The sequence below is a fragment of the Candidatus Tisiphia endosymbiont of Empis tessellata genome (assembly GCF_964031035.1).
Lineage (GTDB): Bacteria > Pseudomonadota > Alphaproteobacteria > Rickettsiales > Rickettsiaceae > Tisiphia.
Genome location: NZ_OZ034997.1, coordinates 1,302,930 through 1,324,795, shown reverse-complemented (window position 1 = coordinate 1,324,795; position 21,866 = coordinate 1,302,930). Strand labels below are relative to the sequence as shown.

Here is a 21,866-nt window from a genome sequence, read left to right as displayed (position 1 = left end):
TGTTATATACTCTTCTGCTTTGAAGAATTATTTAATTCTTTAAATATGAGCTAGCAAAGATTCATATCTAGCAATATCCAATTTAATAATATCAATTTTTGTATCATCAATTTCTTCGTCTATTTCTTTTGTTAAAGAGTCTATTTTCCTAATTATCTCATGTAGTTGCAAACTACTAGTATCAACAGCAAACTCTGTTACTATATTTACATTTGTCCATGTGACCTCAGCTAACCCTGAGTAGATAAAGTACTTAAATACAGAACCACATACTGTAATTTTTGTCAATCCATCTTTTAAATTTGCAATCAATAACTCATGACCTGGTAAAACCTCAAATTCTCCTAATTCTCCCGGCATTGTTATCATCCGAGCTTCCATGTCAAACACAACATTCACTGGCGTTACAATTTTAACTCTAATTGTTTTATTCATTATGCCACTTTTTCTTTAAGTGTTTCACCTTTCTCTACTGATTCATCAATGCTACCAACCATATAAAAAGCAGCTTCTGGTAAATAGTCATATTTGCCAGAAACCAACCCATGAAACCCTTCAATAGTATCAGCTAAACTGACAAATTTTCCAGCTATACCTGTAAATACTTCGGCAACATGGAAAGGTTGAGATAAAAAGCGTTGAATTTTCCTTGCCCTAGTAACGGTTAATTTATCTGCTTCCGATAACTCATCTATTCCTAGAATGGCAATTATATCTTGCAGAGACTTATATGTCTGCAAAACTTTTTGTACCTCACGAGCAACCGAATAATGTTTCTCTCCAACAATTGCCGGATTTAGTAATTGTGAACTACTATCAAGTGGATCTACTGCCGGGTAAATACCAAGCTCAGCAATTTGTCGACTAAGTACGGTAGTAGCATCCAAATGGGTAAAAGAGGCAGCAGGAGCAGGATCAGTTAGGTCATCTGCTGGCACATAAATAGCCTGCACAGAGGTAATTGATCCAAGCTTTGTTGAAGTAATACGCTCTTGCAACTCTCCCATATCTGTTGCCAGTGTTGGTTGATAACCAACTGCTGAAGGTATTCTGCCTAAAAGGGCTGATACCTCAGAACCAGCTTGAGTAAAGCGAAAAATGTTATCGACAAAAAACAAGACATCCTGTCCTCCATCTAAATCCCTGAAACTTTCGGCTATAGTAAGACCACTTAAAGCAACTCTAGCTCTTGCACCGGGTGGTTCGTTCATTTGCCCATAAACAAGAGCTACTTTAGATTTTTTGGGATTTTTTAAATCAATTACCCCAGAGTCAATCATTTCGTGATAAAGGTCGTTACCTTCTCTAGTTCGTTCCCCAACTCCTGCAAAAACCGTATATCCCCCATGTGCTTTTGCTATATTATTAATAAGTTCCATAATTAACACTGTCTTTCCTACCCCAGCACCACCAAATAGCCCAATTTTTCCTCCTTTTGAATAAGGAGCTAAAAGATCAATGACTTTAATCCCTGTAACCAAAATGTTTCTTTCAGTTGATTGATCAACAAAACTTGGAGCTGGTTTGTAAATTGAAGCAAAGTCAGTTGAATCAACCTTACCTCTTTCATCAATTGGTACACCAACCACATTTATTATGCGTCCGAGTGTGCCAATACCGACAGGTATCTTAATAGTCTCACCTGTATCTATTACTTCTTGCCCTCTTACTAACCCTTCTGTTGGTCCCATAGATATACATCTAGCAATATCGTCTCCTATATGCTGTGATACTTCTAGTATCACTTTCTCTCCATTATTATTGCACTCAAGTGCATTGAGAATTTTTGGCAATTTACCATCACTACTAAACTGCACATCGACTACAGCTGAAATAATCTGCACAATCTTGCCAATAGTTTTTGTCATATTTTACCTTAATTTATTTTTTATACGGCTTCTGCCCCTGCAATAATCTCTATCAAATCCTTAGTAATCAGATCTTGTCTAGATCTATTAAGTTTTAGTTTTAACTTATTAATAAGCTCCTTAGCATTTTTTGTTGCATTATCCATTGCTGTCATTCTAGCTCCTTCTTCGCTAGCTCTATTTTGTAGTAGAGCATAATTAATTTGAGCAGATATATAAAGATTAATCATATGCAAAATAAGCCCTTCACCTTCATATTCATAGCTCAAATATTTCTCATTTGAACATAGCTGTTTTTCAATTGGCAATATTTGCTTTTTAGTTGGAATCTGTATCATAGCATTTTTACAATTGTTAAAATATATTTGACAATTGCTAATTCTAGAATCCTCTACCATCTCCATCAGTTTTTCTTTGACCTGAAATGACAAATTATTATTATGAGCTTTTGGAAACTCATAATAATTATCAATATAATGGGAATATTGCCCCTTAAATGCATCATAACCCTTTTTGCCAATAATAATAAGCCTTACTTGTTTACCAGCATTTTCCAAATTTGCAATATCAGATTTTACCTGCTTGGACAGTAAAAAATTAAAAGCTCCGCACAAGCCTCGTTCGGAAGTGACTACTATTAGTAAATGTAACTTATTTATATTAGACCTCTTGCATAATTCTACTTCTGCAAGAGATCTATTCACGTCACCTTGGTATAATAATTCTTCCGAAAAAAATTTTTTCTGTTCGAGAGGCATATCCTGTAAATTATTGCTAGATGCCACACTAGACATTATATCCTGCAGAATCCCAATATAATCCTCTGAGTCCTTAACTTGGTTTTTGGCTTTTGTAAACTTAGTAGCCGAAACTATCTGCATAGCCTTAGTAATTTTTTGCGTTGTTGTAATGCTCTTAATACTAGATCTTAACTGTTTTAAACCTGACATAGCTACCTAATTAATCTTAATCTGAAGTCGATTTAACTTACTGAACAAGCATTAAAGTTTTGCACAAAATTTTCTAAGAAAACTTTTAACTTTTGTTCCATTTCTTCAGTAACTCGTCCTTGCTCTCTAATAGATACTAAAATATCGTTTTCACTCAGTTTTATTTCTTGTAGCATTCTATGCTCAAATTCTTTTATTCGTTCAACAGGAATACTATCAAGATAATTTCTTACCCCAGCATAAAGACTAACCACTTGTTCCTCAACAGGGAAAGGGCTATATTGATCCTGCTTCAATATTTCGCTAAGCTTTGTACCATGTGAAATAAGTTGTTTAGTTGAAACGTCTAAGTCTGAACTAAACTGAGAAAAAGCTGTTAATTCCCTAAATTGTGCTAACTCAAGTTTCACACTTCCTGCCACTTGCTTCATAGATTTTACTTGTGCTGCTGATCCTACCCTACTCACGGATATACCAATATTTACCGCTGGTCTGATACCTTTATAGAACAACTCATTTTCTAAAAAAATCTGTCCATCAGTAATTGATATAATATTGGTTGGAATATATGCGGAAACATCACCTGCTTGGGTTTCAATAATTGGCAAAGCCGTAAGAGATCCACCACCAGATTCATCTGACATTTTTGCTGCTCGTTCAAGTAACCTAGAATGTAGATAAAATACATCTCCTGGATAAGCTTCACGTCCCGGCGGTCTTCTAAGTAATAGTGAGATTTGTCTATAAGCAACAGCATGTTTACTTAAATCATCGTAAATAACTAGTGCATGCATACCATTATCACGAAAATACTCACCAATACTACAACCAGTGTAAGGGGCAACATATTGTAACGCAACAGGATCAGAGGCAGTAGCTGCCACAACTGTGGTATATTCCATTGCTCCTGAGTCTTCTAATCTTTTTACTACCTGTGCAATAGTCGATCTTTTTTGACCAATAGCTACATAAATACAATAAATTTTATTTTTTTCATTACCGTCAAGATGAGCTTGTTTTTGGTTAATAATAGTATCGATAACAATAGCGGTTTTACCTATTTGCCTGTCACCAATAATTAACTCCCTCTGACCTCTACCAATAGGAATTAGGGCATCAATTACTTTAATGCCCGTTTGCACCGGCTCTGTAACACTTTTTCTAACAATTATCCCCGGAGCTTTTTCCTCTATATTCCTATATGTATCAGTTATAATCTCACCTTTACCATCAATAGGATTTGCCATACCATCAACAACCCTACCAAGCAACGACTTACCAACTGGTACTTGTAAAATCTTCCCAGTTCTTTTTACCGTATCACCTTGTTTGACTTCTCGATCGCTACCAATTAATACAATACTTACAGAGTCTGTTTCAAGATTAAGAGCTAGACCTTTTACTCCTGACACAAACTCAACTACCTCGCCAGCTTCCACATTATCGATACCATATACCCTAGCTATACCATCACCAACTGTTACAACCTGCCCTACTTCTCGTAAATCACTAAGCTGATCAATATTAGCAATTTCTTTTTTTAATATTTCAGCAAGTTCGACAGCCTTTAATTGTTGGGTAGACCCCATAGTTATTCCTCATATAAAATTTATTTAACCTATCTTTGTACCTCAATTTGATATAAGAATTGTTAATTCTTATCCCGAATTCGCATTATATGTATCCCGGAAGTTCAATGTAACAAGTTACATCGAACTTCCGGTTATCTTTGTAGCTTTCAAGGTTTTCGTTATTTTTTCTAACATTCCAGCAATAGAATAGTCCCTAACTATGCTATCATATTGTACCACAATACCGCCAATAATTGACTGACTTTGGCGAAAATTTATAGCAACCTTCTGCTGAAACTCATCTGCTAAATATTTTGTTAACCATTCTTTCTCTCTAGTTTGCAAAGATTTAGAAGAAGTTACTTTTACCATTTTAATATTTCTGCTGTTATTAAGTAGTTGTTGGTATAATACTATTATGTTTGATAAAATAGGCATACGTGAATGCCTTAGTAATATTAACAAAAACCGCTTAACTATAGATTCGATATTAAAGGTTTCTGTAATTAACTCAATTATTTTACATTTGTCAATATCCTTTACTATCGGAGAAAATATAACAGCCTTGATTTGCGGATTATCCTCGATAAATTGATTAATAATGGTAATCTGCTCAAATATCTTATCTTCCAAAGCCTTAGCTACTGCATTATCAAATAACGCAGAAGTATAGTTACGTACTAATTTATTGTTAATCATTATGTTTTTATATCTTATATTTTTATACTGCTCGTAAATGAAGAGTTGATAGACGATAGAATCAAAATCATGATAGTAGCAGGAATTACCAAGTCGAGGTGCTAGGCGTACATATAGTACGTGAACACCTCTAGAATCTTGGATAATGACGACGCAATTCTTGATTTTCTATCTGAGTATAAAACTAAATCAAACAATAATAAACCACATACAGCCAAGAAAACAAGCCATGTACGATTGCCCATAATACAGAGTGGTTTATATTAAATGAAATAGCCATAGCAAGTGCCGCACCAAATGACACGCCATGCTGCATAACAATGTTTATTCTCCTCCTTGGTGGATAAACTCTATAATCTTCACGGTTCATTTTACTCATTTTTTTTCCTCATATTAATTATAGGACAATTTATAACATAATTTATGCTTACCACTAAGTAACAAAAAGAATTTTTTTAATTATATATGAATAGCTCTACCATAAGCCTGCAATACTGACTCACCCATCATTTCAGATAAAGTTGGATGAGGGAAAATAGTATTGATTAAATCAAGCTCTGTGCCTTCCATAGTTCTAGCAATCACATAACCTTGAATTAGTTCGGTAACCTCTTCGCCTATCAAATGGGCTCCTAACAATTCACCAGTCTTTACATCAAAAATCGTTTTAATCATCCCTTCAGTACAACCATCAACCAAGGCTTTACCATTAGCGATAGATGGGAATCTGCCAATTTTCACTTGGTAACCAGCTTTTTTCGCTTGTTCTTCAGTAAGTCCTACACTAGCAATCTGAGGTGAGGAATAAGTACAGCCTGGAATATTACGTTTTTCTATAGGATGAGCTTTAATCCCCGCAATAGTTTCTACAGCAATAATACCTTCATGACTTGCTTTGTGGGCAAGCCATGGTGCTGATGTGACATCGCCTATTGCATAAATTCCCTGTTCATCAGTTTGCATAAACTGATTAGTAATAATATGACCTCTATCTATTTTGATATTAGTTTTTTCTAGATTAAGATTTTCCGTATTGCCAACTATACCAACTGCCATCAGCAAAGTTTCAGCTTGTATCTTGTGATTCTTGCCTTCTATCTCAACTTCAATCGTGATATGCTCTTGTGTTTGGCTATGATTTAACAATTTGCTATTAGTATGAATTTTTATACCCTTTTTTCCAAAAGTTTTTCGTGCCATTAAAGAAATTTCTTCATCTTCAGCCTGTAATATCCTATTTTGCACTTCAATTACAGTGACATTTGTTCCTAAAGCATTATAAAATGAAGCAAATTCTATACCAATCGCTCCTGATCCAACGATAATCATAGATTTTGGTAATTTATCAAGAACCATAGCCTCTTTGGAGGTAATAACTTGCTTGCCATCCGGCTCAAATCCATCTAAGATTCTAGACCTTGCACCTGTTGCAATTATTATGTCCTTTGCTTTAATCAAAATTTTTTGACCATTATTATTGATCTCTACTACCTTGCCTGTTCCTAGGCTAGCCGTGCCATCAATTATCGTAACCTTATTTTTTTTTAGCAGAGATTTAATACCAGATGTTAACTGCGTCGATATATCTCTAGAACGCTGTACTATTTTTTTTAGGTCAAAACTTGCTTCACCTACTATAATACCATAATCTTTAGCATGTCTAATTTTTTGAAATAATTCAGCTGATTTAAGCAATGCTTTTGTTGGTATACAACCCCAATTTAAGCAAACTCCCCCTAAATGCTCCTTATCAATCAACACAACTTTTTTATTTAGTTGTGCGGCCCTAATTGCAGCCACGTAACCACCTGGTCCACCACCAATAATCGCTAGATCATAATTTTCCATTAATATATCCACTCATTCTTTCTAGATTTCTTTTATAACTTAATTTAACGGAAGAGTCTATTATTGAAATTTATAACAAGTTTGATTTTTTATACCTTTATGAGTTAGGATACCTTCCTTAACACCAAAAATTAGATCACGACTGGCCGACGCAGAAGAAATATCCTTATGTAACAGAATATAATCTTTCCTTGAAAACCAACTATTTGGTAATTTTATTTTAGCAAATTCTAACCTAGACTTAGGAGTTTTGACTTGCGATACTACATTATTAACATATAGTTGCAGAGCTTTTAGTATCTGTGTTGCCATAAATTCAATGAACAAGGTAGACTCCCCTACTTTATCACACTCAGCTAAAACGTCATAGTACTCACTTTGTTCGTTTTTTATTAGTACCTCTACCGAAATATATTTAAAAATTGGTTCTGCTTTCATTAATAATAATTGTTGCCATAACCTACCCATTCGTCCATTACCATCTGAGAAAGGATGGATAAATTCTAGCTCATAATGAAATACGCAAGCTTTAATTAGCCACGGAATATCCTTGTTTTCTTTTATGAACTGAAATAATTTATCAATTAATAATGGAACACGATTAGCTTTAGGAGCTATATGAGCTATTTGATTGCCTTTAAATATGCCAACTCCGCTAGTTCGAAAATAGCCATTATCAACTATTAACTCTTGCATCAATAATCTATGTGCCTCTAGTAAACAATCTATTGATAATGGATTTAATTTATGTAAATTATTGTATAATTTAATGGCATTGTTAACTTCAATAATATCATTTTTAGGACCTAGCACCGGTTTTCCGTCAATTATATCGGTTATTTGGTATAAACTTAAACTATTACCTTCAATTGCTAAAGAAGAATGTATAGTCTTTATTTGGTTACTTTTTCTAAGTTTTACTGCAGGCAAAGAAAGCTTAGCTCCGGATAGAATACCAAGCTCATATGCAATATCTTGCAGTAATGTAAGTATTTTATTACTTACTTGAAAAGGTGGTTTTTCACTCATAAAATGATAGTATCATATGATACTATCATTGGCTATAAAATAATATTAGATTTTAAATACAGAGTAATTTGAACTTTGCAGCTATATAGGCTTAATAACGGCGTTGGGATGATAAGCGAGAGTCCTCTAGCCTCCGTAATTTCTAGTATTTAGATGTGCTAACATCGGTTTTAATCATATATTTCACGTCTATGTCCTACATCAATAACCAAGATCAGCGATTCGTTATTACTGATATTGCAAATAATTCTATAATCATCAACTCTGTAACGCCAAAGACCTTTCTTCTCTCCAACAAGACTTTTGCCAAAATCATGAGGATTTAATAGAGATTCTGCTTTCCAAATAGTAGACCTCTTTCGAAACTCTACTTCTGCTGGTGATTTGTACGTCGATGCGGTACTCGAATTCTCACGTACATTAGAGTACGCTGCGGTTCTGCGTCTCCTTCAAATCCCTCAGCACAAGCGAGTTTCGAAAGAGGTCTAGTGAATTATACGTTGTTGTGTATCTTTATTTAATTTTGAAAATTGTTTTCTACTACGATCCGTAAACAGAATACTATAAGCCATTTTCCTTTTTAATTTGATTTAATAAATAAGTTTTAAAACCATCGTTATAAAACTCATCTAAAGCTTGCCTGCCAATTGTAAGATCATTTTAATCGACTAAATATAACTCTACAGCTTTTCTTAGTATATAGGCTTTACTACGGTCATGCACTTTAGCAAAAGTTTCAATTTGTTCATTTAACTGATCATCTACGTTAAAAGATAAAGTATGCATAATTAAGTTACTCTTAATAAATTTAATTAACTAGAATTATCAATATATTATATTAATAATAATTTTGAAATTAGATTTTAAACATGAAACATCAGCAGATTACTTTAGATAAACTAGGGTCTGATATTAACATTCCAGTAAGATATAGTACTAAAGCTAAACGAATTAGCATTAGAATAAACCACACAGGAGCTGAATTAGTTTTACCTAATAAAAATTTTAATACAGGATATAAATTTTTGTTAGAAAAAGAATCCTGGGTTAGGCAAAAACTGCAAAAATTCTTAAACAAGCCCCCCTTTGATTATAACACAATAACAGTCTTTGACGAAGTATATTCGTTATTAAATATTGATGCAGATTATGAAAAAGTACAAATCACGGATGATGTTATTCAGATATATTCTTTACCCTCACAACACAAAAGTACTTTAGTAAGGTTTTTAAAAAATATGTTATTACTAGAAACCACAAAACTGGCTACTCTTCTAGCAAAAGAACATAATATAAACTTTACTAAAATTAAAATTATGAATAATAAGGGCAAATGGGGAAGCTGCTCTAGTAAGGCTGTACTTGCTTTTAATTGGCGTCTTATTTTTGCTCCAAAAAAAATATTAAAATACTTAGTGACCCATGAAATATGTCATATAATTGAAATGAATCACAGTCCTCGTTTTTGGAATTTAGTAGCAAGACTTTATCCTGACTATAAGTTGGCTAGATTATGGCTTAAGGAACATGGCAATACTCTCCATCAATATTTAATGTCTTAGTAATTCTATTTGTTTTTGATAATCTTTTGATTGAAAAATAAAATTACCTGATACTAAAATATCAGCTCCAACTTTTATACAGTTCTTACCAGTAACATCATTTATTCCTCCATCTACAGAAAGCATTATAGGTTTACCAAAATTTTTGATTTTTTCTGAAATAATTTTGACTTTCTCTAGCTGATTCTCTATAAATTTTTGGCTAGAAAAACCGGGGTTTACGGTCATTGCTAGAATTATATCTACTTTATCAATAATATAATCTATAGAATTTGGACTTGTAGAGGGAAGTAATGCCATACCAGCTTTTAACCCTAAATTTTGAATAGTACTTAAAGTTCTGTCAAGATGGATAGTGGTTTCAGGATGGATAGTGATAATATCCGCTCCACTACTAGCATAGTCTTTAATCGAATATTCTGGGTTATTAATCATTAAATGTACGTCAAATGGTAATGTAGTGTGAGGTCTTAAAGCTTTTATTATAGGAGGTCCAAATGTTAAGTTAGGTACAAAATGTCCATCCATAACGTCTATATGGATCATATCAGCACCAGCTTCTTCCAAAGAACTGATTTCTTTTTGCAAATTAGCAAAATCTGCTGACAGTAACGAAGGTGCGATCTTAATTATTTTCACTTTTGTTTTTATCCTCAATATGAACTTTTTGGCTATTTTTTCTTCTTGCTATATTCTGTTTTAAAGCACTAGACAGTTTTTGAAATTTACTCTCACTAAATTTACTCCCACTATTTTGCAATTTCTGCTGCTTTTCCTTTGTTATAAAACCCTTCCTATAAACTTGTTTAAGTTTTTCACTGCATTCTATAAAATACATATCACTTATGTTATACCACCCAAAAACTATAGATATATACCCACAGTTAAAGTGTTTTTAAGCTTATAGCTATTCTATTTAAGGCATTCATAATTGAAATACAAATAGTAATATCTACAATTTCTCTCTCAGAAAAATACTGTAATATTTCATCTTTGATTGCGTCAATTTCCTCGAAGAAACCCCGCGTTATTAATTCACACTATCTTAGAGCTATAACTTCTTTTTCACTAAATACCTCTTTACTAGAGGACCAAATTGGTAATAAATCTAACTTCTTTTGAGGCATATTATTCTTTCTAGCATCTGTAAGATGTAAATTGCAACAATAAAAGCAGCTATTTATTTGTGATACCCTCAGTTCAATTAAGGATCTTAGTCCATTATCAAGAGGAGATTCATTAAGACTTTCATAAGATTTATATATACATGACATTGTGTTCTTAGAGATTTCGGCATAGTTCATTCTTTTCCTTTAGATTTAGTTATTTGTAAATATTATTCCTGAAATATGTCTATATCTAAACCATTTCATCTGTCAAGTAAAGAACTGACAAATTCAGTAGTAAGTTAAATTCTATAACTATTCAAATAAATTTCTACTATCTTTTCGACATTTTATTATTATACTACAGGTTATGATTTTATAATGAACTAGTATAGCCATAATGAATCAACATATTGTAAACTCTCCTGAATCACTTGATGAAAAACGTAATAATGCCCGTCAAGGTGGGGGAGGAGAGAGAATCGCCTTACAACATAAAAAAGGTAAGCTTACTGCAAGAGAAAGAATAGAAGTATTGCTAGATCCTGAGAGTTTTGAAGAAACAGGAATGTTTGTTGAACATAGATGCAGTAATTTTGGCATGAACGACAAAAAATTTCTTGGGGACGGTATAATAACTGGACATGGTACCATAAATGGTAGGTTGGTTTTTGTGTATAGCCAAGATTTTACCGTGTTAGGTGGATCTCTTGGGGAATATCACGCTAAAAAAATTTGTACTATACTCGATTCTGCTTTGGCAGTAGGAGCACCAGTTATTGGCATAAATGATTCGGGGGGGGCAAGAATTCAGGAAGGGGTTGACTCTCTTAGTGGTTATGGAGAATTATTTCAACGTAATGTAATTGCTTCCGGTATTATTCCACAAATCACCTTAATTATGGGACCTTGTGCTGGTGGTGCTGTTTATTCTCCTGCCTTAACAGATTTCATATTCATGGTTAAAAATACTTCTTATATGTTTGTAACAGGACCAGACGTAGTTAAAACTGTTACAGGTGAAGAAGTAAGCCAAGAACAACTTGGCGGAGCAAAAATGCATACTACAAAGAGTGGTGTTGCTGACCTTGCTTTTAAAAATGATATAGAGCTACTTCTAGAAACTAGAAGGTTTTTTAATTTTTTACCTCTATCAAATCGTAGTCCCCTACCACATCGTCGTACCGAAGACCCAGCTGATCGGGTTGATATGTCCCTAAACACCTTAGTCCCAAGCATTCCGAACAAAGCTTATGACATGAAAGAATTAATTGAGCGTATTGTTGATGAAGGAGAATTTTTTGAGCTGCAACCAGATTTTGCTAGAAACATTATAATCGGCTTTGGTTATATGGAAGGAAGACCTATAGGATTTGTTGCGAATCAACCATTACATTTAGCTGGCTGTTTGGATATTAACGCATCAAGAAAGGCAGCAAGGTTTGTTCGTTTTTGTGATGCGTTTAATATCCCAATAGTAACTCTAGTTGATGTACCAGGTTTTTTACCTGGCACTGATCAAGAGCATAACGGAATTATTAAACATGGAGCAAAATTGTTATATGCGTACGCTGAAGCAACTGTACCAAAAATTACCATAATTACTAGGAAAGCTTATGGTGGAGCTTATATAGTTATGAACTCAAAACATCTTCGTGGTGATGTGAATTACGCGTGGTTCAACTCAGAAATTGCAGTACTTGGAGCTGAAGGAGCTGCTGAAATAATATTTAAAGAAGAATGCAAAGATACAGAATCAAAAAAACGAAAAATCCAAGAGTATAAAGATACTGTTACTTCTCCTTTCACTGCAGCATCTAGAGGATACTTAGACGATATTATAAAGCCTCAAAATACTAGATGGCGTATATGTAAAGCACTAAACTTTCTTCAAAACAAAAAAATACAATTACCATGGAAGAAGCATGATAACTTACCACTTTAGTATACTTAAGCACGAGATTTTATGACTAAACCATTATTTGATAAAATTTTAATCGCCAATCGTGGTGAAATAGCTTTGAGAATAATGCAAACCCTAAAGAAGATGAGTATTAAATCAGTTGCCGTATATTCTGAAGCAGATACACATTCAATGCATGTACAATATGCTGATGAAGCTTATTATATCGGCAATTCTCCTACCACTGAGAGCTATTTGTCAATTAAAAATATTGTAAATGCTATTAGATCAAGTGGTGCTTCAGCAGTACATCCAGGATATGGATTTTTATCAGAAAATTCAAATTTTGCAAATATCTTAAAAAGGGAAGGAGTTGCCTTAATAGGTCCCAATGCTTCTGCTATTAAGAAAATGGGTGATAAAATTGAAGCAAAAAAAATCGCTATGGAAGCAGGAGTCAGCACTGTCCCTGGCTATATTGGTACTATCAGCAACATAAATCAGGCCATAGAAATTGCAGAAAAAATAGGTTTCCCTGTTATAGTTAAGGCAACAGCTGGCGGTGGTGGTCGTGGAATGAGAGTGGTAAAAAACTCTGAAGAAATGGCTAATGCCTTTGAATCAGCTAAGCTTGAGGCAGTAAATAATTTTAGCGATGGTAGATTATTCATTGAAAAATTAATTCAGTCCCCAAGGCATATTGAAATACAATTATTAGCTGATCAGTATGGTAACAGTGTTTGTCTTGGTGAGCGAGAATGTTCAATTCAACGTTATCATCAAAAAGTGATTGAAGAAGCTCCAAGCTCCTTTATTACCGAGGAAATACGGCAAAAAATGTATAAAGAGACCATAGCTTTATCTAGCAAGGTCGGTTATTACTCAGCCGGTACAGTTGAATTTATAGTTGATTTAGATAAGAATTTTTATTTCCTTGAGATGAATACTAGGCTACAAGTTGAGCATCCAGTAACTGAACTGATCACTGGTATTGACATAGTAGAAGAAATGATAAAAATTGCTGCTGGTGAAAAATTATCATTTTCTCAAGAAGATATAAAATTAAAAGGGCATGCGTTTGAATCTAGAATTTGTGCAGAAAACCCCATGCGTGGATTTCTGTCGTCTAGCGGTAGAATTACTGAATATGTAGAACCACCAAAAAATGCTAACATACGTGTGGATACAGGTCTTGGACTTGGTGGAGAAGTCAGTATGTTTTATGATTCAATGATTGCAAAGCTTTGTACTTACGGAGAGACTAGAGAACAAGCTATTGAGGTTATGCGTTCTGCTTTAAGTGCTTACATAATACAAGGTATTTCTCATAATATTAGTTTCTTAGAAGCAGTAATATCACATCCTCGTTTTATAGCAGGTGATATAAATACTGCATTTATAGAAGAAGAATATCCAGATGGGTTTTCTGGAGCAAGCTTAACTTCTGAAATCACTAAAATATTCCTAGCTACAGCCATTTTTGTTTATATTGCGGAGCAAAAACGTGCTTCGTTAATTTCTGGTCAAATAGTCGATCAAACTAATAAAATCGGTACTAGATGGGTTGTATCAATTGATGATAAACTATTTCCAGTTTTAATTAAATCAGTAGATTATGGTTATAATATAAGACAAGAAAATGATAGAATTTATATCCGTAGTAACTGGAACTTAGGTAGTAGACTCTTTTCCTGTATTGTAAATGGTAGAAAAGCCAATGTAAAAATTGGTAATATCTTAACAGGTTATATGTTATCACATTCAGGTATTACTGTTAAAGCTTATGTCCGTTCTCCACGGATGTCTGAACTAGAAGCGTTGATGATTACAAAAAATATCCAAGAAGAGCAAACAGAGCTGCATGCCCCGCTTGCAGGACAAATTATTGCAATTAAGATTCAAGAAGGTAGTACGGTAGTTATTGGTCAAGAGATTATGGTTTTAACTGCCATGAAAATGGAGAATATACTTGTTGCTGAGCGTAATGGGAAAATTGCTAAAATCTTAGTTAATGAGAAAGATCAGGTGGTTAGTGGGCAGGTGTTACTTGAATTTGCTTAGGTTTAAACTAGATATAATAATAGCTTGAAAATTAATTGTAACTAGCATACTCAAATGATTTTGAATAATAAAAATGTTGAATTACTTTTATCGATATCTTAAAAAATATTGTAGTAGCGGTAAATTAATATTTGTTCTAATAATTGTAGCCATTATATTGGCTTGCTCGACTTATTATGTGATTTCAATTGAGTCTAAATCTCTTGGTCCAGACCCAAGTAGAGTTATAGGGCTTATATTAGTAGATCTTGCTGTATTCTTACTTTTAGGCATTTTATTAGCTCGTAAATTTTTACGAGATTTTATTGATAAAGGTGAAAGGGAGACGTCTTCGAAATTACAAAATCGTATCATTATTGCCTTTAGTTTGATTGCTACAATCCCAACTATTATTGTTTCAGTGTTTTCAGCATATTTTTTTAATTTTGGTATTCAATCTTGGTTCGATAAAAAGATTTCTGCTGTGCTTGATCAGTCGATAATAGTCGCAGAATCTTATATAGACGAACATAAACTGCAGTTACGAGAAACAGCATTATCTGTCGCTGATGATTTAACTGAGATGTATTATAATCTAATACATAATCCCCTTTCATTTAATGAAGCATTAAATACTGAAGTTGAGATGCGTTCTCTTGATGAAGCTATAGTTTTTCATAGACCTACTAATACTGTTATTGCTAATACATTCTTAAGTTTCGCAATTTCATTTGCTACTATTCCAGCTCATTTAATGAAAAGAGCTGAGCTAGGAGAAATTGTTGAGATAAAATCTGATCCTAAAAAGATTCGAATGCTTACAAAACTTAAAGATCATAATGATATATATTTGTTGGTAGGTAGATTGATTGATGCTAAAATTATTGATCATATTGATAAAACTAACGGTGCAGCTGAAGAATATTATCGTCTTAAAAAACATATATCCAGTATGCAGATCAAATTTTCTATAGTATTTATTTTTATTGCTTTATTACTGCTATTAGCTGCAATAAGCTGGGGGATGATTTTTGCTACAAAGATAGTAAAGCCTATTCGGAAATTAGTGATTGCTACTGAAAAGGTTAAAAATGGTGACTTAACTATTCAAGTACCAGAAGACCTTGTTAATAAAGATGAAATAAGCGTTTTATCCTCAGCTTTTAATAGGATGATTAAACAAATTGACCATCAACAAAGAGATCTAGTTATAGCTCAGCGTGCACTTGCTTGGTCTGACGTAGCAAGGAAAGTAGCTCACGAGATTAAGAATCCTTTGACACCTATTCGTCTTGCCTCCGAAAGATTACTTAGGAAATTTAGTAATCAAGTTGAAGATAAGACAGAGTTCAACAAATACATACAGATGATTGTACGTCATACTGACGATATTAAGAAAATTGTCTCTGAATTTGTTAATTTTGCAAGACTACCAGCCCCAATATTTATGGATTGTGATCTAGTAATTCTTATAAAGAATATGGTTGAATCACGAAAATTAATTAATGATAAAATATTATATAAATTCATCACAAATGATCAATACATAGATTTTATCTGTGATACAACTCAAATTAATCAGATTATGGTTAATTTATTAAAAAATGCCGAAGAATCTATAGGACTTACTAGATTTCAACAAGGTGTTATTGTTGTTTCTATAACCAAGTCTAACCATCAGATTACTATTACAGTAAATGACAATGGAGTAGGATTCCAAGCAAATTTAATTGATAGGGCTACAGAAGCCTATATAACGACTAGATCCAAAGGAACTGGTTTAGGGCTAGCCATTATCAAAAAAATAGCACAAGATCATTGTGCAACACTAGAGTTAGCAAACAAGTACGAGGGGGGAGCGATTGTCAACATAACATTCAACCTTGATGAATTAAAATTAAAGATCAATAATTCGAAGTCGATAAATCACATTTTCACTTAATATTCTTTCCTTACTTTACCTCTTTCTTGGCGACTCTCTCATATTTAAAGTCATGCTTTATAACAATATACTTAATCTGCAATCGCGATTTTTATCATATATTAGTAAATCGTTCTTTAAAAATAAAATTATAAATACAGTTTTTACTTTCCCTCTCTATGACAATTGCATTAACATTAATTAATCTTTAATAAATAAATTAACTGATAGGTAATAAAATGATTTTATTTAACAAGTTACAAAATAATTTTCTTATTAATAGATTTAATAGATATATATCTAATAGATATTTAGTAACAAGGTGCATAATTTTTCTTTTTTTGTTTATTCTGTTTTTTTTATTACAAGGGTTTGGTACATCTAATGTTTTGGCAGCAGGATTAATAAATGAGCAAATAAATTTACATCATCCAAACCCAACTATTAATAGAGAATACTTTGAAAATGAAATAGAAACAACTTGGCAACTTATTGATGAAGCTCGTGATGAGTTGAAAAGACTAGAACAAACACGTAATTCACAAATAATAGACAAATTTGGGGATTATGACAATGAGTTGAAAAAAGAATTTGGTTCACAAAACAATTATTATCTAGGAACACTTGAGTTACTAGAAGCAGATTATTTAACATTACTTGATTTACATAGAGATTATAGTTTAGAGAAAGAAATGATCGAAGAAAAAATATCAGATAACGAAACACGGAAAGGTATAAAGGAGAAAGGTTTAACCGCAATAAAACAACTAATAAAGAGAAATTCTAAAGAATATGATAAAGCTCAATCAGACACTGAACGAAAGGCTTTGGTAGAAAAGGAAGAATCTTTATCAAAAATAAAAAAAGAATTAGAATAAACCTCATATCAAGATGCTGTATACTTGGATAATTTGAAGAATGAGAACAACAAACAAGGAGGGAGCGAATATAACGTAGTAAACACAAAACCCGAAAGTATTTACGAAGACAATTTTTCAGATCATTCAAGTATAGTTAAAATTTTAAAAAAAATAGACATATCTCCACAAGACCTAAGGTACGATGATAACACAAAAGAAACTCTCTATATTAATCTTAAGGAAGTAAATCAAAAGTTAGAAGATTTGGCACAGGATATGAGTAACATAGAACAGCAAGAGTCAATACTCAACCAAGAAAAAGATCATTACGACAAACTATCAAGTGCTATCAATATAAAAGAAGATAAAATCTACAAGTTAGAGGAAACAAAAAAATATTTTGAATCTAAGTTAGATTGTAAAGAGGCTAATAATTCATTACCTACTTTACTAAAGAAGAAATTTAAGAATGTGGCAGCATGCATTATTTCTATTATCAAAGCACAACCTCAAGCTTCTAATAGTTTGATGCCAGTAAAATCACCTTATATATCTCTTAATGCCCCTCCTCCATATCCAAGCTTAAGTATGCAAACAGAGATATTACCATACCAAGTAGAGGATTCTGTTGTTATGCCTCTAATATCAGATACCACTCAGCCTAATAATGAAACGCTAACCGATAAAGCTATACCACTAGTAAACACTAAAAGTTTACACAACGAATTTCAAGAATTTGCAACAGAAAATGACGGTAATAATCAATGTAAGGAGATTATTACTCGCAGACATAGCGTTGAAACAGAACAACCTAAATATTATCAAGATAAGAAAACTATTACTCGTACGTTTAGCCTCGAACTCCCCCGAACCCAATCACTAGACGAAGGATTTTTCTCTTATAACAGCAGCATACCAGAATCTGAAGAGGAAGAGTGGAGCAACTCTGAAGAATGAATCATTTATAGATATTCCCTTAAAAAGGTTCTCAAGGTCATCTTCATTAGCACCACTCGATCCACAATATTATTCAAGAAGATCATCAGATGCTTCAAATCTTGATTCTAGTGATGAAATAGCAATAGTAACGTTTCCCCCCTTACCAATAACTCAAGAGACTATGTCAATAGTAGCTGAATCTCAGTCTCTTGCAAAAACCACACCTCCAGTAACTATAGTCAATTCAGAAGAATTGGATAGCAGGAATGATGGAACGAAGCCTATAGATAATAGGCGAGCGATCGAAGACGATTATAATGGACTGAAGAAAATGGACAAAAAAATAGAGTTAAAAGTTTCCTAATTAAGATAAAATAATAAGAAAAAATTAGGAGAAAAAATGACAAAAGAAAAAGTAAGAGTTTTTAGTGCTGAAGAAAAAACTAGGATAGTATTAGAAGTGCTGAAAGAAGAGAGTCCATTATCAGTGATAGCATCAAAATATGAGATAAACTCCAAGACAATTAGTAATTGGAAAAAATAATTTATATCAAATGCAGCATTGGCTTTTGAACCAGCAAAACTGGTAAGTAAATATCAGGAACAAATTAATATGCTGAAAGAACAAAATGATGAATTAGCGAAAACTCTTGGAAAAACAATAGTAGAGAGAGATTGGGCTGTGGGAAAGCTACAAAGCTTGGACTTATCAAATAGAAAAGAACTTGTCGATTCCAAGCTAGCAATGTTACCAAAGACAAGGAAATATGAATTATTAAAGATTAATCGTTCTTCAATGTACTATAAAGCAAAACCATTTAGTGGGTATAACTTAAATATTTTAAATAAAATAGATGAAATATATACTGTATACCTAATGATCAACCTCAGAAGGATGAACATGATATATTTGATGAAGATAATCTTGGGTTAGAAGAATTGTTTAAAGAAGAGGATGTACCAATAGTAACTAATGATCAAGCCCAAGAGGCTGAACATGATGCAGATAAACGTCTTGTAGCTGATGATCAACCTCAGAAGGATGAACATCTTGTAGCTAATGAGCAACTTCCTGAGCCTGAACATCCTGCAGATGAACAGCTTGTAGCTGATGTTCAACCTATTGCAACTGCAGCTGAACCCCAAATTTCTGCAGAAACTACAATATTAGCTGAAAAAGAATCTTATATCTCACCTATTAATTTTGATATCGAACAAAATATAGCAAAATATACTACATATATAGAATTTGATTACTTGGATTTAACTTCAAACGCTTTAAGTACTCGAAATAATCTATTAAAACATAATACGGTAAATATGGTAGCGGCAGGGGATAATGATTATTATATTAAAAAAGGAGGGTGGATTCAAGTTATGAACTCTACTAGCAAACAAAAAGGAAATACTTTACCCTTTAAAAATAATCAGCAAGGCTTCGTTCTAGGTTTTGATGCACAGCCTCTTGATGAACTTATTATAGGAATCGCATATGCTAATGCAAATTCATATACTAAATTTCAAAGCATCTTTAATGACAAACAAAATATTATTTTACATGTAGCTGCAGTTTACAGCAAATATACATTATCACAAAATATGTATCTGAGTTCTTATCTTAAATATGGTAAAGCCTTTATTAAAAATCTAGGGAAAAGAGATACTATATCAATTAATAGCAAGACTAACGGTTATGTAGGACGTGTGAAGCTTGAAACTCACTATAAAGTTGATTTAGATAAATTTTTGTTCAAACCAATGGTAGGAATAATATTTGATCGTTTTCTAATCAAAAATTTTACAGAATATAGGAAAGATTTTAATATTAATGTACCAACTAGGAAAGGAAAAAGAGTATCATTTGAAACTGGAATTGATTTCAGTAAACGCATTTTAGTAAGAAATATTTCAATTATTCCTAAGGTACACTTTAAACTAGATCAGACTGTTCTACTAAATAATTCAACCGACATCATTAATTTTACTAGCATAGAACACCATACTCAAACAGTAGCTATCACAAAATCTCTAAGACCATCTCCAAAGAATGTTATGTACACTTTAGGAGGTTGTATAAACATGCAATCTGTATCAGCACTTGAATTAGGTGCTGGTTACGATTATAGTTTAAAGAAAAGTTTTACTACCCACTCTTTCTATGTTAATGGATCAGTGAAATTTTAATATAAGTTGCTAATTATTACATAATTAGCAACTTTCGTTAAGGATTTCTACTACCACCTACATTTCGGTTAGGTTTTTTATGAGCAAGTCCGATACTGGACTGAAAAATCAAGACAAAAAAATAATAATGTTGTTTCCCATTTTTGCATTTTTCAAGCTGCAATTTGTTCATAATTTTGTATAGAATTTAGATAGACATTCATAGGCTTTTTGTAACCAATACTTGAATGGAATCTTCTATAATTATAGTGATTGATGTAATCATCAATACCACTCTTTAGCTCTTTAACATCTTTAAAATCATTAATAAATATACAATTATATTTTAAAGTTCGGAAAAATCTCTCCATAATTATATTATCAATACTTCTTCCTTTACCATTCATCGAAACTTTAATGTTATGCTCTTGTAAAATTTCAATGTGTTCATGACTAGTATATTGACTGCCCTGATCACTATTAAATATCTGCGGTGCAGGATATTTGTTAAGTGCATCCCGCAATACTTCAGTTACCAAACTTACGTCCATACTATTTGATAATTTATAACTCAACACAGCTCTACTATGCCAATCTATAATTGCCGCCATGTACATAAATCCCGAATTAGTTCTAACATAAGTGATATCTCCGCTCCAAACCTCGTTAGCGTTAGGTACATCTACAGTTTTACTTGTACCTAGATTAGACCAATATTTATCAAGCAAATAACTATAAATTTTATGCTGTTTATCTTTTCCAGATGTTAACTTTTTCCTCTTTGGATAAATAGCCTCTATGCCAATCATGTTCATATATTTTAGAACCCGATCCTTACCAATAACCAAGCCATCTTCTAATAATTGTCTATGGATATAACGATAACCAAATTCAGGATTATCAGTATATATTTCATCTATTTTATTTAAAATATTTAAGTTATACCCACTAAATGGTTTTGCTTTATAGTACATTGAAGAACGATTAATCTTTAATAATTCATATTGCCTTGTCTTTGGTAACATTGCTAGCTTGGAATCGACAAGTTCTTTTCTATTTGATAAGTCCAAGCTTTGTAGCTTTCCCACAGCCCAATCTCTCTCTACTATTGTTTTTCCAAGAGTTTTCGCTAATTCATCATTTTGTTCTTTCAGCATATTAATTTGTTCCTGATATTTACTTACCAGTTTTGCTGGTTCAAAAGCCAATGCTGCATTTGATATAAATTGTTTTTTCCAATTACTAATTGTCTTGGAGTTTATCTCATATTTTGATGCTATCACTGATAATGGACTCTCTTCTTTCAGCACTTCTAATACTATCCTAGTTTTTTCTTCAGCACTAAAAACTCTTACTTTTTCTTTTGTCATTTTTTCTCCTAATTTTTTCTTATTATTTTATCTTAAT

At 32.7% G+C, this 21,866-nt stretch carries 24 protein-coding genes; 10 read left to right on the top strand and 14 right to left on the bottom strand.

The features are described 5' to 3' along the window. Positions 1 to 39 precede the first annotated feature (39 nt). The 10 genes from atpC to AAHM86_RS06875 form a co-directional block, all read right to left on the bottom strand. A complete protein-coding gene (atpC, locus tag AAHM86_RS06920; protein ID WP_342267777.1) occupies positions 40 to 435 on the bottom strand; it encodes an ATP synthase F1 subunit epsilon in 396 nt (131 codons plus the stop codon). After that, positions 435 to 1,868, bottom strand: coding sequence for a F0F1 ATP synthase subunit beta (gene atpD, locus AAHM86_RS06915; RefSeq protein WP_342267776.1), 1,434 nt, complete (start codon positions 1,866 to 1,868; stop codon positions 435 to 437). The genes atpC and atpD overlap by 1 nt, the downstream gene beginning before the upstream one ends. Before the next feature lie 20 nt (positions 1,869 to 1,888). Next, positions 1,889 to 2,818, bottom strand: a complete 930-nt coding sequence (atpG, locus tag AAHM86_RS06910; protein ID WP_342267775.1) for an ATP synthase F1 subunit gamma — start codon at positions 2,816 to 2,818, stop codon at positions 1,889 to 1,891. 32 nt (positions 2,819 to 2,850) lie between these two features. Beyond that, positions 2,851 to 4,407, bottom strand: coding sequence for a F0F1 ATP synthase subunit alpha (gene atpA, locus AAHM86_RS06905; protein ID WP_342267774.1), 1,557 nt, complete (start codon positions 4,405 to 4,407; stop codon positions 2,851 to 2,853). Positions 4,408 to 4,524: 117 nt separating this feature from the next. Then, on the bottom strand, positions 4,525 to 5,088 hold the full coding sequence (gene atpH / locus AAHM86_RS06900; protein ID WP_342267773.1) for an ATP synthase F1 subunit delta: 564 nt from the start codon (positions 5,086 to 5,088) through the stop codon (positions 4,525 to 4,527). Between the two features lie 184 nt (positions 5,089 to 5,272). Beyond that, positions 5,273 to 5,467, bottom strand: coding sequence for a hypothetical protein (locus tag AAHM86_RS06895; RefSeq protein ID WP_342267772.1), 195 nt, complete (start codon positions 5,465 to 5,467; stop codon positions 5,273 to 5,275). Positions 5,468 to 5,547: 80 nt separating this feature from the next. Next, positions 5,548 to 6,936, bottom strand: a complete 1,389-nt coding sequence (gene lpdA / locus AAHM86_RS06890; RefSeq protein WP_342267771.1) for a dihydrolipoyl dehydrogenase — start codon at positions 6,934 to 6,936, stop codon at positions 5,548 to 5,550. A gap of 60 nt (positions 6,937 to 6,996) precedes the next feature. Next, positions 6,997 to 7,965 (bottom strand): Fic family protein, encoded by a 969-nt coding sequence (locus AAHM86_RS06885; protein ID WP_342267770.1) that lies wholly within the window; start codon positions 7,963 to 7,965, stop codon positions 6,997 to 6,999. A gap of 170 nt (positions 7,966 to 8,135) precedes the next feature. Next, positions 8,136 to 8,312: a type II toxin-antitoxin system RelE/ParE family toxin gene (locus AAHM86_RS06880; RefSeq protein ID WP_341748503.1), complete on the bottom strand. Its 177-nt coding sequence runs from the start codon at positions 8,310 to 8,312 to the stop codon at positions 8,136 to 8,138. 313 nt (positions 8,313 to 8,625) lie between these two features. After that, positions 8,626 to 8,751: a hypothetical protein gene (locus AAHM86_RS06875; RefSeq protein ID WP_342267769.1), complete on the bottom strand. Its 126-nt coding sequence runs from the start codon at positions 8,749 to 8,751 to the stop codon at positions 8,626 to 8,628. An 83-nt stretch (positions 8,752 to 8,834) separates the two neighbouring features. Between AAHM86_RS06875 and AAHM86_RS06870 the strand changes: the two genes are divergently transcribed. Then, a complete protein-coding gene (locus AAHM86_RS06870; protein ID WP_342267768.1) occupies positions 8,835 to 9,527 on the top strand; it encodes a SprT family zinc-dependent metalloprotease in 693 nt (230 codons plus the stop codon). Here AAHM86_RS06870 and rpe read toward each other — a convergent pair. The 3 genes from rpe to AAHM86_RS07225 all read right to left on the bottom strand — a co-directional run bounded on the left by rpe (position 9,516) and on the right by AAHM86_RS07225 (position 10,801). Next, positions 9,516 to 10,166, bottom strand: a complete 651-nt coding sequence (gene rpe, locus AAHM86_RS06865; protein WP_342267767.1) for a ribulose-phosphate 3-epimerase — start codon at positions 10,164 to 10,166, stop codon at positions 9,516 to 9,518. The two genes, AAHM86_RS06870 and rpe, sit on opposite strands and share 12 nt — an antisense overlap. Further along, the gene (locus AAHM86_RS06860) at positions 10,153 to 10,365 is read right to left on the bottom strand and encodes a hypothetical protein (RefSeq protein WP_342267766.1); all 213 of its coding nucleotides are present in this window, start codon (positions 10,363 to 10,365) and stop codon (positions 10,153 to 10,155) included. Before AAHM86_RS06860 ends, rpe begins: the two co-directional genes overlap by 14 nt. Positions 10,366 to 10,567: 202 nt before the next feature. Continuing rightward, positions 10,568 to 10,801, bottom strand: a complete 234-nt coding sequence (locus AAHM86_RS07225; protein WP_410521585.1) for a carboxymuconolactone decarboxylase family protein — start codon at positions 10,799 to 10,801, stop codon at positions 10,568 to 10,570. 232 nt (positions 10,802 to 11,033) lie between these two features. Between AAHM86_RS07225 and AAHM86_RS06855 the strand changes: the two genes are divergently transcribed. The 9 genes from AAHM86_RS06855 (at position 11,034) to AAHM86_RS06815 (ending at position 20,480) form a co-directional block, all read left to right on the top strand. Beyond that, positions 11,034 to 12,578, top strand: a complete 1,545-nt coding sequence (locus AAHM86_RS06855; protein ID WP_342259532.1) for an acyl-CoA carboxylase subunit beta — start codon at positions 11,034 to 11,036, stop codon at positions 12,576 to 12,578. A 21-nt stretch (positions 12,579 to 12,599) separates the two neighbouring features. Further along, positions 12,600 to 14,597 (top strand): acetyl/propionyl/methylcrotonyl-CoA carboxylase subunit alpha, encoded by a 1,998-nt coding sequence (locus AAHM86_RS06850; protein ID WP_342267765.1) that lies wholly within the window; start codon positions 12,600 to 12,602, stop codon positions 14,595 to 14,597. A 73-nt stretch (positions 14,598 to 14,670) separates the two neighbouring features. Further along, positions 14,671 to 16,518, top strand: a complete 1,848-nt coding sequence (locus tag AAHM86_RS06845) for a PAS domain-containing sensor histidine kinase (protein WP_342267764.1) — start codon at positions 14,671 to 14,673, stop codon at positions 16,516 to 16,518. A gap of 218 nt (positions 16,519 to 16,736) precedes the next feature. Beyond that, on the top strand, positions 16,737 to 17,375 hold the full coding sequence (locus AAHM86_RS06840; RefSeq protein WP_342267763.1) for a hypothetical protein: 639 nt from the start codon (positions 16,737 to 16,739) through the stop codon (positions 17,373 to 17,375). 24 nt (positions 17,376 to 17,399) lie between these two features. Beyond that, a complete protein-coding gene (locus tag AAHM86_RS06835; protein WP_342267762.1) occupies positions 17,400 to 18,314 on the top strand; it encodes a hypothetical protein in 915 nt (304 codons plus the stop codon). A 163-nt stretch (positions 18,315 to 18,477) separates the two neighbouring features. After that, entirely contained in the window at positions 18,478 to 18,660 is a 183-nt protein-coding gene (locus AAHM86_RS06830; RefSeq protein ID WP_342267761.1) for a hypothetical protein, read from the top strand. Positions 18,661 to 18,696: 36 nt separating this feature from the next. Then, the gene (locus AAHM86_RS06825) at positions 18,697 to 18,840 is read left to right on the top strand and encodes a transposase (protein ID WP_342267695.1); all 144 of its coding nucleotides are present in this window, start codon (positions 18,697 to 18,699) and stop codon (positions 18,838 to 18,840) included. 18 nt (positions 18,841 to 18,858) lie between these two features. Next, complete coding sequence (locus AAHM86_RS06820) at positions 18,859 to 19,230, top strand: hypothetical protein (RefSeq protein WP_342267760.1); 372 nt, start codon at positions 18,859 to 18,861, stop codon at positions 19,228 to 19,230. A 5-nt stretch (positions 19,231 to 19,235) separates the two neighbouring features. Continuing rightward, on the top strand, positions 19,236 to 20,480 hold the full coding sequence (locus AAHM86_RS06815; protein WP_342267759.1) for an autotransporter outer membrane beta-barrel domain-containing protein: 1,245 nt from the start codon (positions 19,236 to 19,238) through the stop codon (positions 20,478 to 20,480). A gap of 152 nt (positions 20,481 to 20,632) precedes the next feature. Here AAHM86_RS06815 and AAHM86_RS06810 read toward each other — a convergent pair whose 3' ends face one another. Then, positions 20,633 to 21,829 (bottom strand): IS3 family transposase, encoded by a 1,197-nt coding sequence (locus tag AAHM86_RS06810; RefSeq protein WP_342267758.1) that lies wholly within the window; start codon positions 21,827 to 21,829, stop codon positions 20,633 to 20,635. Positions 21,830 to 21,866: the final 37 nt, after the last annotated feature.

What these genes read in the sequence shown, in the direction of transcription:
- atpC (WP_342267777.1), bottom strand. Translation starts at nt 435, where the DNA reads ATGAATAAAACAATTAGAGTTAAAATTGTAACGCCAGTGAATGTTGTG.
- atpD (WP_342267776.1), bottom strand. Translation starts at nt 1,868, where the DNA reads ATGACAAAAACTATTGGCAAGATTGTGCAGATTATTTCAGCTGTAGTC.
- atpG (WP_342267775.1), bottom strand. Translation starts at nt 2,818, where the DNA reads ATGTCAGGTTTAAAACAGTTAAGATCTAGTATTAAGAGCATTACAACA.
- atpA (WP_342267774.1), bottom strand. Translation starts at nt 4,407, where the DNA reads ATGGGGTCTACCCAACAATTAAAGGCTGTCGAACTTGCTGAAATATTA.
- atpH (WP_342267773.1), bottom strand. Translation starts at nt 5,088, where the DNA reads ATGATTAACAATAAATTAGTACGTAACTATACTTCTGCGTTATTTGAT.
- AAHM86_RS06895 (WP_342267772.1), bottom strand. Translation starts at nt 5,467, where the DNA reads ATGAGTAAAATGAACCGTGAAGATTATAGAGTTTATCCACCAAGGAGG.
- lpdA (WP_342267771.1), bottom strand. Translation starts at nt 6,936, where the DNA reads ATGGAAAATTATGATCTAGCGATTATTGGTGGTGGACCAGGTGGTTAC.
- AAHM86_RS06885 (WP_342267770.1), bottom strand. Translation starts at nt 7,965, where the DNA reads ATGAGTGAAAAACCACCTTTTCAAGTAAGTAATAAAATACTTACATTA.
- AAHM86_RS06875 (WP_342267769.1), bottom strand. Translation starts at nt 8,751, where the DNA reads ATGCATACTTTATCTTTTAACGTAGATGATCAGTTAAATGAACAAATT.
- AAHM86_RS06870 (WP_342267768.1), top strand. Translation starts at nt 8,835, where the DNA reads ATGAAACATCAGCAGATTACTTTAGATAAACTAGGGTCTGATATTAAC.
- AAHM86_RS06860 (WP_342267766.1), bottom strand. Translation starts at nt 10,365, where the DNA reads ATGTATTTTATAGAATGCAGTGAAAAACTTAAACAAGTTTATAGGAAG.
- AAHM86_RS07225 (WP_410521585.1), bottom strand. Translation starts at nt 10,801, where the DNA reads ATGTCATGTATATATAAATCTTATGAAAGTCTTAATGAATCTCCTCTT.
- AAHM86_RS06855 (WP_342259532.1), top strand. Translation starts at nt 11,034, where the DNA reads ATGAATCAACATATTGTAAACTCTCCTGAATCACTTGATGAAAAACGT.
- AAHM86_RS06850 (WP_342267765.1), top strand. Translation starts at nt 12,600, where the DNA reads ATGACTAAACCATTATTTGATAAAATTTTAATCGCCAATCGTGGTGAA.
- AAHM86_RS06845 (WP_342267764.1), top strand. Translation starts at nt 14,671, where the DNA reads ATGTTGAATTACTTTTATCGATATCTTAAAAAATATTGTAGTAGCGGT.
- AAHM86_RS06840 (WP_342267763.1), top strand. Translation starts at nt 16,737, where the DNA reads ATGATTTTATTTAACAAGTTACAAAATAATTTTCTTATTAATAGATTT.
- AAHM86_RS06830 (WP_342267761.1), top strand. Translation starts at nt 18,478, where the DNA reads ATGTCAATAGTAGCTGAATCTCAGTCTCTTGCAAAAACCACACCTCCA.
- AAHM86_RS06825 (WP_342267695.1), top strand. Translation starts at nt 18,697, where the DNA reads ATGACAAAAGAAAAAGTAAGAGTTTTTAGTGCTGAAGAAAAAACTAGG.
- AAHM86_RS06810 (WP_342267758.1), bottom strand. Translation starts at nt 21,829, where the DNA reads ATGACAAAAGAAAAAGTAAGAGTTTTTAGTGCTGAAGAAAAAACTAGG.